Source organism: Pandoraea sp. XJJ-1 (genome assembly GCF_026802345.1).
GTDB classification, from domain to species: Bacteria; Pseudomonadota; Gammaproteobacteria; order Burkholderiales; family Burkholderiaceae; genus Pandoraea; species Pandoraea cepalis.
This window is the reverse complement of record NZ_CP113827.1, coordinates 1,185,444-1,199,955: the sequence shown is the minus strand read 5'-3', so window position 1 is coordinate 1,199,955 and position 14,512 is coordinate 1,185,444. Positions and strand designations below refer to the sequence as shown.

Below are 14,512 nucleotides of genomic sequence, written 5' to 3'. Positions count from 1 at the left end.
GGCGGCATTCTTTTACGTTCAATATTGGATGACCGACGCGCGATGCTGCATCGCGCTTACTTGAAGCGCTCACGCAGCAAGTTCTTTTGCACCTTGCCCATCGTATTGCGCGGCAATTCGGCGACGACGTGCACACGCTTGGGCACCTTGAAGTTGGCGATACGCTGCTTGAGCGTGTCGATGACCGTTCGTTCGTCGGGTGCCTTTGCACCGTCGCGCGGCACGATGACGGCCACCACCGCCTCACCGAAGTCCGGGTGCGGAACGCCAATCACCGCCGACTCGGCCACGCCGTCCATCTCGTCGATGAAGCCCTCGATTTCCTTCGGATAAACGTTGTAGCCGCCCGAGATGATGAGATCCTTCGAGCGACCGACGATGTGCACATAGCCCTGCTCATCGAACTTTCCAACGTCGCCCGTCTTGAAGAAGCCGTCGTCGGTGAACTCTTCTGCGGTCTTCTCCGGCATGCGCCAGTAGCCGGCAAACACGTTCGGCCCCTTGACCTGGATGTGACCGATCTCGCCCGACCCGCATGGCTGTGCGTCGTCGCCGACCACGCGTACCGTCACCCCCGGCAGCGGCACGCCAACCGTACCCGCGCGGCGCACGCTCGCCGCATCGCCGCGATACGGGTTCGAGATGAGCATGACCGTCTCGGACATGCCGTAACGCTCCAGAATCGTATGGCCGGTGCGCTCGCGGAAGGCGTCGAACGTCTCGCTCAACAGCGGTGCCGAGCCAGAAATGAACAGCCGCATGTTGCGACACGCCTCGCGATCGAGCCCCGCCTCCGCCAGCAACCGGACGTAATACGTCGGCACGCCCATGAACACCGTGGCACGCGAAAGTTGATGCAGCACTTCACGTGCATCGAACTTCGTCATCCAGATCATCTTGCTGCCGGAATACAGCGCCGCATGGCTCGCGACGAACAACCCGTGCACGTGGAAAATCGGCAGCGCGTGCAGCAGCACGTCGCCGCCCTCGCGCTCGCCCCATCCCCAGAACTCGTGCAACACGCGCGCGTTGCTCGCGAGGTTGCCGTGAGAGAGCATGGCCCCCTTGCTGCGGCCCGTCGTGCCCGACGTGTACAGAATGGCGGCGAGATCATCTGGCGCACGCGGCACCGTCTCGAAGGAGTCGTCGAACCACGCCGCGCGCTCCAGCAGCGAACCCGTACGATCGTCGCCGAGCGTATAGACGTGCTTCGCACCGTTAGTGAACGCAACCTTCGACACCCAGCCGAAATTTGCCGGACTGCACACCACGACATCCGGCGCGGCGTTCTCGACGAAGTAAGCGATCTCGCCCTCGCGATATGCCGTATTCAGCGGCAGATACACGAACCCCGCGCGCAAGGTGGCGAGGTAGAGCAGCAGCGCCTCCGGCGACTTTTCGACCTGCACGGCAATACGTGCGCCAGGTGTCAGGTCGAGACTCGCGAGCAGGTTCGCCATGCGAGCGCTCGCGCGCTCGACGTCGTCCCAACTGTAATAGAGCCCTTCGGGCGTCTCGATCGCGCACGCCGATTTATCGGCGGGAAAACGCTCGGCAAAAAGTCGGTAGAGATTGGTGTCTTGCGTCATAAACAGAACCGGATTTGAAACAGTGGATGCGTTGACTGGAAAAAAAGCAGCGACGACGTGGCGTCGCTCACCGCCCCAAAAAGTCAGGCGGGCGCTTCTCGAGGAATGCCGCCACCCCTTCGCGGTGATCGTGCGAATCCCAATACGAAAACGCATTTTGCCATTCGGCCTCGGACAACGGCGGCACGGTCGGTGCCAACCGGGCGATCAGCCATTTGTTCAGTTGGGCGGCCAACGGCGCGCCGGCGGCGAGACGCCGCGCGCACGCATAGCCCTCGTGTTCCACCGCGTCGTCGGCCACCACGCGCGTAAGCAGTCCTTTCTCGCGCGCCTCCGCCGCGCCAAAGACGCGCCCCTCCAGCAAGATTTCGAGCGTTGTCGCGCGGCCTGCCAGGGCGAGCACGCCGCGCAGTTCGCCGGGCGCCATTGGAAAGCCGAGCTTGTTGATCGGCACGCCGAAACGAGCGCCCTCCCCGGCAATGCGCAAGTCGCAATGCGCCGCGATCTCCAGGCCGCCGCCCACGCACACCCCCTCGATCAGCGCGACGCTCGGATGCCGGCAATGTGCCAAGGCGTCGAGCGTCGGCCCGATGACCTCGCCGTGATAGCGCCGCAGCGCGTCGTAGCTGCCGCGCTCGAGCGGAAACTCTTCGATATCGGCGCCGGCCGCGAAGTGACCTTTCGCCCCGCGAATAACGATGGCGCGCACGCGCGCGTCCTCGTCGAGCGCTTGCAGATGCGCGCGCAGGGCACGCCACATGGCGACCGAAATCGCATTGAGCTTGCCGGGATTCGACAGCGTCAGCGTGACCCATCCGTCGTCAAGCGAACGATCATCGCGCAGGACTTCACTCACGCGTTCCTCCATGCGGTTGATGGGCGTAGATACTGGTTTGCATACCAAAGCGTCGTCATGTTCAGAGCAGCCTCGCCACGGCGCGTCCAAGGGCGGGTTCGCCGTCGATGAGACGTTGAAGGTTGGCGTCGAGTTCGTCGGGCTCGTAAAGATAATTGACCATCATGCCGCACGACTGCTTCGCGCCCTTCTTCGAAAGATCGGCATGCCAGTTGATGCGCTCCACGCGCGCGCCGTTGCCCAGATGGAACCGCGCAACCGGATCACGCGGCTGTCCCCGCACGGTTTCGCGCGCCAGATAGTACGCGGCCAGCGCTTCGCCAAGACTGCGCTGCGATGCTTGCGCGCCCTTGCGCTCGGCAGAGGCCTGCAACCACGCCACCATCTGCGCGCCGGAGACATCGGGCGCCGGCGCCCCCTCCTGCCCCAGCAGTTTCGCGCGCTTTGGGCCAAGCACTTGCACAAGCGCCAGGGTCGACAGCGACTTGAGCCAGTCGTTGAACCCCGGAATCGGCGAGAGCGTCGCGAAATTGCGCAGCTTCGGAAAATCGACTTGCAGTTCGTCGATCACGCGCTTGAGCAGGAAGTTGCCGAAGCTCACCCCGCGCAGGCCGGGCTGCGTGTTCGAGATCGAATAGAAGATCGCCCAGCGCACGCGACGCAGATCCTCGAGCGGCGCCTTCTCGTCGAGCAGCGAATGTACGTCGGCGGCCATCTCGGGCACAAACGCCACTTCAACGAAGATCAGCGGCTCGCGCGGCATGCGCGGATGAAAGAACGCATAGCAACGGCGATCAGAATCGAGCCGGTTGCGCAGATCCGCCCACGACGAAATCTCATGCACCGCTTCGTAGCGCATGAGCTTTTCGAGCAGCGACGCCGGCGAATCCCACGTGATCGGATGCAATTCCAGCAGTCCGACGTCGAACCATGTCGAAAAGAGACTGCCGAGATCCTCTTCGAGCGCCGCGAGTCCGGGCAACACCGCGCGGTGTTCCAGCATGTCGGCGCGCCAGCGCACGAGGAACGGCAGGCCATCGGGCAGCGCATTGAAGCGCTTGAGAAAGCGCACACGCGCACTGCCGAGCGCACCGGCCAACCCGCTGGCCGCGCGTCTGGCACTGGCACCGTCGCCGTCCCTGCCGACCTCGGCCCCCGGGGAGCCGTCGCTCGCACAAGCGTCGGCGACGACCGCGAGCAGCGCCAGTTGCGTGTCGGGCGACGCCGCTGTGTAGCGCGTCATGAAATCGCGCGCGGCGTCGTTGGCGGCGGAGTCCGTCAGCCGCGCCGCCAGGCACAGCGTCAACTGCCGCCGCAGCGCGCTCTGCGCACGCGGCGACAGCGTTGCCGGCGTGACCTTGGCGCTCCCTTTACCGTCCTTGCCGTCTTTCGGCCCGCCGCCGTGCCCCCCCGATTTACCGCCGCCGCGGCCGAACCACTGTCCCAGGCGCGCCCCGAGCGACGGCTTGGGCGACGGTACCGGCGCGCTCACGTCAGACACGGTCTCGGGCGTGCCCCGCCCCGGTTGGGAAGGCGACGACGCGGATGGCGAGGACGAGGCCATCGCGGTAGACGACGCGGCCATCGTTGAGTCCATCTCCGACGGACTCAACGAGACGGGAACGGACATGGCTGACATGATTGGCTCATCCTTCATGGCTTCCTGACATTGCGCCCGGGTAGGCAAGCACACCGGCTATACCGCGATGACGCACCCTCCAGCGAATATTGCCGCATTTCGTGAAAGCGCTCTCATCCCATCAGTCGATCCGGCAACCACAGCGACAAGCCGGGCAACGCACAAATGAGGACCACGGCCAGCACCATCAACACCACAAACGGCATCACGCCCCACACGATGTCGCGCAACGCAATGTCGGGCGCCGTATTCTTGATGACGAAGATGTTGAGTCCTACGGGCGGATGAATCAACCCCAATTCCATGACGATCGTCATCACCACGCCGAACCACACCAGGTCGAAGCCGGCGGCCCGCAGCGGCGGCAGAATGATCGGCGCGGTCATCAGGATGATGCTTACCGGCGGCAGGAAGAAGCCGAGCACGACCACCATCAGCAGAATGGCCGTGAGCAGCACCCAGCGCGACAAATGCAGCCCCACGATCCATTGCGCCGCCGACTGGCTGATGTGCAGATAGCTCATTACGTACGAATAAAGCAGCGACATGCCGATGATGAACATGAGCATGGTCGACTCGCGCAACGTGCCGGTCAGAATCGGCGCAAGCTGACGCGGGTTCCACATCCGATAAATCACGGCGATGAGCCCGATCGCGAGCAGGCCGCCGAGGCCAGCCGTCTCCGACGGCGTGGCATAGCCGCCGTAGAGCGCCGCCATCACGCCGATGAGCAGCGTCACGAACGGCAGCACGCGCGGCAACAGCGCCAGCTTCTCGCGCATCGTGGCCGGCGGCTCGCTCGGGAACGGCGACGGCGTGCCGTCGCGGGCGAGGGCCACTTGCGCGCGCGCATACTCGTGTCGGTAGCGCCACGCCGCGTAGCAAGAGAAAAGCCCCACCAGCAGCAGCGCGGGCACGATTCCGGCGAGGAACAGCCGCCCGAGCGACTGCTCTGCGGCCACCGCGTAGAGAATCATCGTGATCGACGGCGGAAGCAGAATGCCCAGCGTTCCGCCCGCCGCGATGATCCCCGCGGCGAATCCCGGCGAATAGCCGCGCTGGCGCATCTCCGGAATCCCTGCACTGCCGATCGCGGAGCACGTCGCCGGGCTCGATCCGGCCATCGCGGCGAACAGCCCGCAGGCGAACACATTGGCGATGCCCAGACCGCCCGGAATCCGGCGCATCCACGCGTGCAATGCCAGATAGAGGTCCTGGCCCGCGCGTGACTTGCCGATGGCGGCCCCCTTCAGAATGAACAGCGGAATCGAAAGCAGCGTAATGCTCGCCATCTCCTCATAGACGTTCTGCGTGATCGTATCGAGCGACGAGACCGGCATGAAGCCGAGCATGAACGCCACCGCCACGGCCCCCAGGGCAAATGCGATGGGCATGCCCGAGAACATGGCGACGAGCGTCGCGCCACCATAGAGCAATCCGATACCGAGTTCGCTCATGCATGCCCTCCCGTACGATCCGATCCGAGCGGTGCGTCATGGCCCGCAGGTTTTCCCATTTCGCCGGCGCCAATCGCCACTTGCAACAGCAATTGCACCGTGAGCAACGTCATGCCGAAGGCCATCAGGCCATACGGAATCGACAGGGGCGGCCCCCACGTCGAACTGCTCGTCTGGCCATCGACATAGGCTTCCCAGAACAGCGTCCACGACTTCCATGCGAAAAAGCCGCAGAAAGCGAACGAGACCATGTCCACGCACCAGCGCCGCACCCGGTTCACGCGCGGCGAGAGCAAGGTCGTGATCGCTTCGATGCCGATGTGCCCACGCAAATGCTGCACATGCGCGGCTGAGACGAAGGTCGCGCCGACCAGCAGGAACACAGCGGCTTCGTCCTGCCAGTCGGTGGCGAGCTTGAGCACGTGCCGCGCGAACACGCTGTAACTGAGCACGAGCGCGGCCCCGACCAGCGCCAACATGCACACGACCATGAGCAGACGACTCACGCCCTGTAACAGGGCGTCGAGCCGCCGCAGCAGGCGAGTGCGTGCCGCCGCCGGTTCCGCGCTCACGGCGGCCCCACTCATGCAGGCACCTGCTGGGCGAGCGCGAGCAGTTTCGCGCAGGTGTCGGATCGGCCCGCGTAGTCCTTCCACGCGGTGCGTCGTGCGATGTCGCGCCACTTCATCACCGTTGCCTCGTCGAGGTCGTAGACCTTCGCGCCGGCCTTGGTATAGACGCTGGCGATCTGCGCATCGTCGGCCTTGGCGGCTTCGGTGCCGAACGACTCAAGTTCCGCCCCCACTTGCAGGATCGCCTGCTGTTGGTCCTTGGGCAGCTTGTCGAAGACCTGCTTCGACATCAACAGCGGTTCGAGCATGAACCAATACGACTTGTTGCGCCCGGTGGTCAGATGCTTCGATACCTCTTCGAGACGGAACGACATCAGGCTCGTCGACGAAGTCATCGCCGCGTCCATCGCGCCCGTCTGCATGGCGGCGTAGAGTTCGTTCGACGGCAGCGAAATGACGGCCGCGCCGGCCTCTTTGAGCATCATGTCCATCTCGCGGCTGCCGCCGCGCACCTTGAGCCCCTTGGCGTCGTCAGGCGAAACGAGCGGCTTGGCGCGGCTCGCAACGCCGCCTGCCTGCCAGACCCAGCTCACGATCACGACGTTCTTCTCCGCCAGCACATCGGTGAGCACCTTGCCGATCTCGCCGTGGCGCCACGCAGCGCCCTGCGCATAGGACGTCACCAGCCCCGGCATCAGCCCGATGTTGAGTTCGCGGACTTCGCCCCCGGCATAGGGCAGCGGATAGAGCGAAAGATCAAGGGCTCCGCGACGCAGCGCCGAGAACTGCGCATTAGTCTTCATGAGCGAACTGCCCGGATAGACCTGAAACTTCAGCGCGCCGTGGGTGCGCTTCTCGACTTCCTGCGCGAACTTGCGGCAGAGCCGATCGCGGAAGTCGCCTTCGGTGAGCGTGCCGCCGGGGAATTGATGGGAAATCTTGAGCGGGCCGGACTGCGCGAATGCGTTGCCCCATGGGCTGGCCAAGCCGCCGGTGGCGAGTGCCGATGCGGCACCGAGCATGAGTTGCCGCCGCAGCGGGGAATGATTTGTCTCCATGGCGTCTCCTGTCACTTCTGTCAGTGGTGAACCAGCGAAGCCCGGTGCCTGACATCGCCCGCTGCGGGTTTTGCTTCCCGCCGCGGGTGCACCACCGGTTCGCCGGCACTGCATGTACGGATGACTGCTTTGATTTTTGGTATTTCGAGTGCGCGAGTTGCCGCTCTCGGGATGAAATCGTATAGTCAATCCAGCATGGTGTATACAAATTGACGATCAAAATAATACATTTTCGGCGTATACCCCGATCTTCAAGGCGGGCTTCAAGCGTTACTTTGACAACCATGAATCCGATTGAGCCCCGTGCGACGGGACCGAAACACAACCCAGCGAGAGCGTCATGACCGTAAAACCGAAGCGATCGGAAGCGCTACGCCAGGCGATCGAGGAGAAGATTGCCGTGGGCGAGTACCCGCCCGGCATGCGTCTCGACGAAGTTGAACTGGCGAGCGCGTTCGGCGTGTCGCGCACGCCCCTGCGCGAGGCATTGATTCAATTGGCGTCGTCGGGGGTCATCGAGATTCGTCCTCGCCGGGGCGCCGTGGTCGCGCAGATCGACCCGCAGCGCTTATGCGAGATGTTCGAAGTGATGGCGGAACTCGAATCGATGTGCGGGCGCCTCGCCGCGCGCCGCATCACCGAAGAGGAACTGGCCGAATTGCGCGAGACGCACGAGGCCAGCCGGGCGGCGGCCGAGGCGCGGGACATCGACACTTATTACGAAGTCAACGCGCATTTCCACGCGTTGATTTATCAGGCCAGTCACAACACCTATCTTCAGGAAACGGCGTTGCAGCTGCACCGACGACTGCGCGTGTACCGCCGCTTGCAACTGCGCGTACGCGACCGGCCGAACCAATCGTTCTCCGAACATGACGCCGTGTTCCGCGCCATTGAAGCGGGCGATGCTGACGCGGCATCGGAACGGCTTCGCGGCCACGTCACCGTGCAGGGCGAGCGCTTCGCTGATCTGATGGCCTCATTGCGCGCGCTCGAGCGCAAGGCGAGCTGAAGCTTGCCCCAAAAGCCAACGGGCCGCCGGAGGAAACGTCTCCGGCGGCCCGTTGGCTGATTCTCTATGGCGCAGCGCCTGCCGACGCCTTAGGCGCGAGACCGCGCTGGCCGGCGGCGATACGCCCATACGAGCATGATGACGCCCGCGACGATCATCGGCATCGACAGCCATTGGCCCATCGACAGCCCGAACGAGAGCAAGCCGAGGAACGCATCGGGCTCACGCGTGAATTCCGCGAGGAAGCGGAAGACGCCGTAGCCCACCAGGAACATGGCGGACACCGCGCCCACTGGCCGCGCGCGTCGCGCGAAGAACCACAACAGCAGGAACAGCGCCACGCCTTCGAGCGCGAATTCGAACAACTGCGACGGATAGCGGGGCAGCCCGTGGAATTGCGCGAACACCGCCGCCATCGCCTGATCGGCCATCGCCTGCGGATGCGCCATCGCCCACTGAACGTCTTCGCCCGCCGATTGCGGGAACAACATTGCGAAGCGCGAATCGGGTGACGTCACGCGTCCCCACAATTCCCCGTTGATGAAGTTGCCCAGACGACCGGCAGCGAGCCCCAGCGGGATCATCGGTGCGATGAGATCGGTGCCTTCAAGCAGCGAATGGCCACGACGGCGAGTGAACAGCCACATCGCGACGAGCACGCCAAGGAACCCGCCGTGGAACGACATGCCGCCTTCCCACACCTTGAAGATGTCGATCGGATTCGCCAGATAAAACGCCGGCTTATAGAAGAGCACGTAGCCGAGACGTCCGCCAAGAATCACCCCGAGCACGCCATAGAACAGCATGTCGTCGAGATCCTGCACCTTCCAGCCTTGCGCGGCGATGGACGGCTGGCGCACGCGCACGCGCCCCACGACCAGGAACAGAATGAAGCCGACCAGGTACATCAGGCCGTACCAGCGGATGGCGAGCGGGCCGAGATGAATCGCGACCGGGTCGAATTGAGGATGAATCAGCATGGATCAGAAGAATCGATTCGTGAACAAAAGTTCCGTCGGAGGGCGGATGCGCTGTCAAGGCAACCCATTGCTGCCGTCGAGTGGCACGCCAGCGACAGCTCGCCTGGGCAACTGAACCGGCAGGCGTTGGGATGGGCAGCACAATACCACGAGCGCCCCCTATCGCGGCGGCCTGGCGGGCACCGCCAATCACAGCGACCTTCAGTTCGTCAGCGTTGCCCCCGGTGGGGTATGGGCCACCGCGCGCGCCGTTTCGAGAAATCCTTCGAGGACAGGGGTGACTTCGGCCGTGCGCCAGAGCAGGCCCGTCTCGATGAGGGTGCTCGTCTCGCGCAGCGCGCGATAGTTCACGCCGGTGCGGCGCAGATGGCACAGCGATTGCGGCACCAGGGCCACGCCCATGCCCGCCGACACCAGGCTCACGATGGTCTGCATTTGAATGGCCTCCTGCCCCACGCGCGGCGTGAGGCCAAGTGCGGCGTAGCAGCCCATGATGATGTCGTAGAACGCCGGCGCCACGCGCCGTGGGAAGATGACGAGCGGCTCGTCGGCAAAGTCGGCAAGACTGACCGGGGCGCCCGGCTGGGCGTCGGCAGCGGTGTCGTCGCCGGCAGCCATGCCCCGCCCGGCCGGCAACGCCAGCATCAGCGGTTCGCGCACGATCGGCAGATAGGACAGTTCGTTGGCGTAACGGGCAGGCACCGGCGGGATGAAGAGGCCGGCGTCGATGCGTCCATCCATGAGCGCCTCGACTTGCACGTCGCTCGTCGCTTCGAGCAATTGCAGACGCACGCGCGGATAGCGCTCGCCGAACTCGCGCAGCAGCGGCGGCAGAATGCCATAGTCCGCCGTGGAGACGAAGCCTAGCGAGAGCGTGCCGACCTCCCCATGCGCCAGCCCCTGTGCGAACGCGGGCAGCGCGTCGGCGTCCGCCAGAATGCGCCGTACCTCGGGCAGTAGTTGCCGGCCCACGGCCGTCAGCTCCACCGACCGGTTGGTCCGCACGAAAAGCGGGGCCCCCAACGACGCCTCCAGCGCCCGGATCTGCTGCGAGAGCGGGGGCTGGGTCATCGACAGACGCTGGGCCGCACGGCCGAAATGCCGCTCTTCGGCCACCGCGACGAAGTACCTGAGTTGACGTAGATCCATGATATGTTTTTCGACTCAATCCGAGTCAAATAATATATTTGACAAGCATTCAAGGAAAGACGAATCTTGATGCCCGGCCGACGCTGACGTGCCGCGCGGCCATGGCAGCTTCGCCCAGCCACGCGCAAGTCCAGACCGAATCCAGAGCGAATTCAGACCGAATGTCGCCTGGCGGCCCCGTATTCGTTCATCCCACAAGCACAGCGTTCCAGAGACGACCATGCCTCAATACCGTTCCCGCACCTCGACCCACGGCCGCAACATGGCCGGCGCCCGCGCCCTGTGGCGCGCCACAGGCATGAAAGACGACGACTTCGGCAAGCCGATCATCGCCGTGGTCAACTCCTTCACGCAATTCGTGCCGGGTCACGTGCACCTGCGCGATCTGGGCGCTGTGGTCGCCAAGGAGATCGAAGCGGCCGGCGGTGTAGCCAAGGAATTCAATACCATCGCCGTGGACGACGGCATCGCCATGGGTCACGGCGGCATGCTGTACTCGCTGCCGTCGCGCGAGCTGATCGCCGACTCGGTGGAATACATGGTCAACGCGCACTGCGCCGATGCCATGGTCTGCATCTCGAACTGCGACAAGATCACCCCGGGCATGCTCATGGCCGCCATGCGCCTGAACATTCCGGTCGTGTTCGTCTCGGGCGGCCCGATGGAAGCGGGCAAGGTCAAGAATGGCGACGGCCAGGTCATCGCCAAGATCGACCTGATCGACGCCATGATCAAGGCAGCCGACCCGAAAGTGAGCGACGCCGAAGTCGCGGAAATCGAGCGCAGCGCCTGCCCGACGTGCGGTTCGTGCTCGGGCATGTTCACCGCCAACTCGATGAACTGCCTGACCGAAGCCATTGGTCTCGCGTTGCCGGGCAACGGCACCATCGTCGCCACGCACGCCTGGCGCCGCGGGCTGTTCGAACAGGCCGGCCGTCTCGTGGTCGATCTGTGCCGTCGCTATTACCAGGAAGACGACGCCTCGGTGCTGCCGCGCAACATCGCGACCAAGGCAGCGTTCGAAAACGCCATGGCGCTCGACGTGGCGATGGGCGGTTCGACCAACACGGTGCTGCACCTGCTCGCCGCCGCGCAGGAAGCCGGCGTCGACTTCAAGATGGCCGACATCGACCGCATCTCGCGCAAGGTTCCCTGCCTGTGCAAGGCGGCCCCGGCGACCGACAAATACCACATTGAAGACGTGCACCGTGCGGGCGGCATCATCGGCATTCTGGGTGAACTCGCGCGCGGCGGGCTGCTCGATACGTCTTGCGGCAACGTGCACAGCGGCACGCTCGGCAACGCCATCGCGCAGTGGGATGTGGCCGCCGACGCGGGCGACAAGGCGCACACGTTCTACAGCGCCGCCCCCGGCGGTGTGCCCACGACCATCGCCTTCAGCCAGTCGTCGGTCTATCCGTCGCTCGATCTGAACCGGGAAACCGGATGTATCCGCGACAAGGAACACGCCTATACGAAGGACGGCGGCCTGGCCGTGCTGTACGGCAACCTCGCCGAGAAGGGCTGTATCGTGAAGACGGCCGGCGTCGACGAATCGCAGTGGGTGTTCACGGGCCGTGCGCGCGTGTACGAAAGCCAGGACGATGCCGTCGACGGCATCCTGGGCGATCAGGTCCAGCCGGGTGACGTGGTCGTGATCCGCTACGAAGGCCCGAAAGGCGGCCCGGGCATGCAGGAAATGCTGTACCCGACCTCGTACCTGAAATCGAAGGGGCTGGGCAAGACGTGCGCGCTGTTCACGGACGGCCGGTTCTCGGGCGGTTCGTCGGGTCTGGTGATCGGCCACGCCTCGCCGGAAGCGGCCGAAGGCGGCATCATCGGTCTGGTGGAAGATGGCGACGTGATCGAAATCGACATCACCCAGCGCAAGATGCATCTGGCCGTGTCCGACGACGAACTGGCGCGCCGCCGCGCCGCCATGCAAGCCCGTGGCGACCAGGCATGGCAGCCGGCGAATCGCGAGCGTGTGGTGTCGCAAGCACTGCAAGCGTACGCCGCGCTGGCCACCTCAGCCGACCGCGGCGCGGTGCGCGACCTGTCGCAACTGAAGCTGGGCAAGCGCGGATAACGCAAAGAATGCGCAACGAAAGCGCCGATTGAAGTGGTCGGTGCGATCGATGCGATCGGCGTGAATCACGGGAGCCGTCGCGTGCGGCGGCTCCCGCGCAGGACTTGACGTAAAGTGACGCAGTAATGAAGCAGCAATGCCCTTGAGCGGCACACCCGGACGACGGGCGTACCGCCAGCATGACAGCGTGATACAACAACGCTTGTGCGCGACGCTGCGGTAGCGTGTGGCGTGGTGCATCCCCACAGGAGACCGTCATGACATTCAACCGTCGTTCGCGAAACGTCACGCAAGGCGTGGCCCGTTCGCCCAACCGCTCGATGTACTATGCGCTGGGCTACAAGGAAGAAGACTTCGACAATCCGATGATCGGCGTGGCCAACGGCCATTCGACGATCACCCCTTGCAACGCAGGGCTGCAGCGGCTGGCAGACGCCGCCGTCGACGCCATCAAGACCCATCAGGCCAATCCGCAGACGTTCGGCACTCCCACCATTTCCGACGGCATGTCGATGGGCACGGAGGGCATGAAGTACTCGCTCGTCTCGCGCGAAGTCATTGCCGACTGCATCGAGACCGCCGTGCAGGGGCAGTGGATGGACGGCGTGGTCGTGATCGGCGGCTGCGACAAGAACATGCCGGGCGGCATGATCGCGCTGGCGCGCATCAACGTGCCGGGCATCTATGTCTACGGCGGCACCATCAAGCCGGGCAACTGGAAGGGCAAGGATCTCACCATCGTCTCGTCGTTCGAGGCCGTGGGCGAATTCACCGCCGGGCGCATGACCGAGGCCGATTTCAAGGGCATCGAGAAGAATGCGTGTCCGTCGACCGGGTCGTGCGGGGGCATGTACACGGCCAACACGATGAGTTCGTCGTTTGAGGCGCTGGGCATGTCGTTGCTGTATTCGTCGACGATGGCCAACCCCGATCAGGAAAAGGTCGACTCGGCGGCCGAATCGGCGCGCGTGCTGATCGAAGCGGTCAAGAAAGATCTCAAGCCACGCGACATCATCACGCGCAAGTCCATCGAAAATGCAGTGGCGCTCATCATGGCCACGGGCGGTTCCACCAACGCAGTGCTGCACTATCTCGCTATCGCGCACGCTGCCGACATCAACTGGAGCATCGACGACTTCGAGCGCATTCGCGAGCGCGTGCCGGTCCTGTGCGACCTGAAGCCGTCGGGCAAGTACGTGGCGACCGACTTGCACAAGGCCGGTGGCATTCCGCAAGTGCTCAAGATCCTGCTCGACGCCGGCCTGCTGCACGGCGATTGCATGACGATCACCGGCCGGACCCTCGCGGAAGAACTCAAGGACGTGCCGTCGGTGCCGCGTGCCGACCAGCATGTGATCTTCCCCATCGACAAGGCACTCTACAAGGAAGGGCATCTCGCGATCCTCAAGGGCAATCTGACGGAAGATGGCGCCGTCGCGAAGATCACGGGCCTGAAGAATCCGGTCATCACCGGCCCGGCGCGCGTGTTCGACGACGAGCAAAGTGCGATGGACGCGATCCTCGCCGACAAGATCCAGGCGGGCGACGTGCTCGTGCTTCGCTACCTCGGTCCGAAGGGTGGGCCGGGTATGCCGGAAATGCTGGCCCCCACGTCGGCAATCATCGGCAAGGGACTCGGCGAGACGGTCGGCTTCATTACCGATGGCCGATTCTCGGGCGGTACGTGGGGCATGGTCGTCGGGCACGTGGCGCCCGAAGCGTTCGTGGGCGGCACGATTGCCCTCGTGCACGAAGGCGACTCGATCACCATCGACGCGCACAAGCTGCTGCTGCAACTGAATGTGCCGGACGATGAACTGGCAAGGCGTCGCGCCGCGTGGAAGGCGCCCGCGCCTCGTTATACCCGGGGCGTCATGGCAAAGTATGCCGCACTGGCACAACCGGCCAACAAGGGCGGCACGACGGGCTGATTCCGGTCGCGCCGCGCATGACGGCACGTCTGGCCTGCACAGCAGACGTGCCGTTTTCTTCACGCATGGCCCACGGACGAGGAACGCGCTACAATCCGCGCATCCAGGCGCGTGGTCAGCCGGGTGCCGGTCGCGTCTGTGACGTGGCTTTTGCGCCTGCGTGCCTTAGTGTCGTTTCGC

11 protein-coding genes are annotated in these 14,512 nt (G+C 64.4%); 3 read left to right on the top strand and 8 right to left on the bottom strand.

All coding sequences use genetic code 11. The annotated features are described in order from the left end of the window. Positions 1-56 precede the first annotated feature (56 nt). From OYT13_RS05530 to dctP, 6 genes are all read right to left on the bottom strand, one after another. Entirely contained in the window at positions 57-1,589 is a 1,533-nt protein-coding gene (locus OYT13_RS05530) for a malonate--CoA ligase (RefSeq protein WP_017232108.1), read from the bottom strand. A 67-nt stretch (positions 1,590-1,656) separates the two neighbouring features. Then, complete coding sequence (locus OYT13_RS05525; protein WP_017232109.1) at positions 1,657-2,457, bottom strand: enoyl-CoA hydratase/isomerase family protein; 801 nt, start codon at positions 2,455-2,457, stop codon at positions 1,657-1,659. A 49-nt stretch (positions 2,458-2,506) separates the two neighbouring features. Then, positions 2,507-4,084, bottom strand: a complete 1,578-nt coding sequence (locus OYT13_RS05520; protein WP_261939041.1) for a malonyl-CoA decarboxylase — start codon at positions 4,082-4,084, stop codon at positions 2,507-2,509. A 113-nt stretch (positions 4,085-4,197) separates the two neighbouring features. Continuing rightward, a complete protein-coding gene (locus tag OYT13_RS05515) occupies positions 4,198-5,541 on the bottom strand; it encodes a TRAP transporter large permease (protein WP_017235569.1) in 1,344 nt (447 codons plus the stop codon). After that, positions 5,538-6,128 carry a TRAP transporter small permease gene (locus tag OYT13_RS05510; RefSeq protein WP_017235570.1) on the bottom strand — a complete coding sequence of 197 codons (591 nt, stop codon included), beginning with the start codon at positions 6,126-6,128 and terminating at the stop codon, positions 5,538-5,540. The genes OYT13_RS05515 and OYT13_RS05510 overlap by 4 nt, the downstream gene beginning before the upstream one ends. Further along, entirely contained in the window at positions 6,125-7,171 is a 1,047-nt protein-coding gene (dctP, locus tag OYT13_RS05505) for a TRAP transporter substrate-binding protein DctP (RefSeq protein WP_017235571.1), read from the bottom strand. Before dctP ends, OYT13_RS05510 begins: the two co-directional genes overlap by 4 nt. A 340-nt stretch (positions 7,172-7,511) precedes the next feature. Here dctP and OYT13_RS05500 point away from each other — a divergent pair, with 340 nt between their 5' ends. After that, the gene (locus tag OYT13_RS05500; RefSeq protein ID WP_017235572.1) at positions 7,512-8,183 is read left to right on the top strand and encodes a GntR family transcriptional regulator; all 672 of its coding nucleotides are present in this window, start codon (positions 7,512-7,514) and stop codon (positions 8,181-8,183) included. An 89-nt stretch (positions 8,184-8,272) separates the two neighbouring features. Here OYT13_RS05500 and lgt read toward each other — a convergent pair whose 3' ends face one another. Both lgt and OYT13_RS05490 read right to left on the bottom strand, forming a co-directional pair. Continuing rightward, positions 8,273-9,163, bottom strand: coding sequence for a prolipoprotein diacylglyceryl transferase (lgt, locus tag OYT13_RS05495; protein WP_130025181.1), 891 nt, complete (start codon positions 9,161-9,163; stop codon positions 8,273-8,275). 201 nt (positions 9,164-9,364) lie between these two features. Further along, positions 9,365-10,312 (bottom strand): LysR family transcriptional regulator, encoded by a 948-nt coding sequence (locus OYT13_RS05490; RefSeq protein ID WP_261939043.1) that lies wholly within the window; start codon positions 10,310-10,312, stop codon positions 9,365-9,367. A 220-nt stretch (positions 10,313-10,532) separates the two neighbouring features. Between OYT13_RS05490 and ilvD (OYT13_RS05485) the strand changes: the two genes are divergently transcribed. Together ilvD (OYT13_RS05485) and ilvD (OYT13_RS05480) are read left to right on the top strand one after the other, a co-directional pair. Continuing rightward, positions 10,533-12,401, top strand: a complete 1,869-nt coding sequence (ilvD, locus tag OYT13_RS05485) for a dihydroxy-acid dehydratase (protein WP_268567390.1) — start codon at positions 10,533-10,535, stop codon at positions 12,399-12,401. Positions 12,402-12,658: 257 nt separating this feature from the next. Next, positions 12,659-14,332, top strand: a complete 1,674-nt coding sequence (ilvD, locus tag OYT13_RS05480; RefSeq protein ID WP_268567389.1) for a dihydroxy-acid dehydratase — start codon at positions 12,659-12,661, stop codon at positions 14,330-14,332. Positions 14,333-14,512 lie beyond the last annotated feature (180 nt).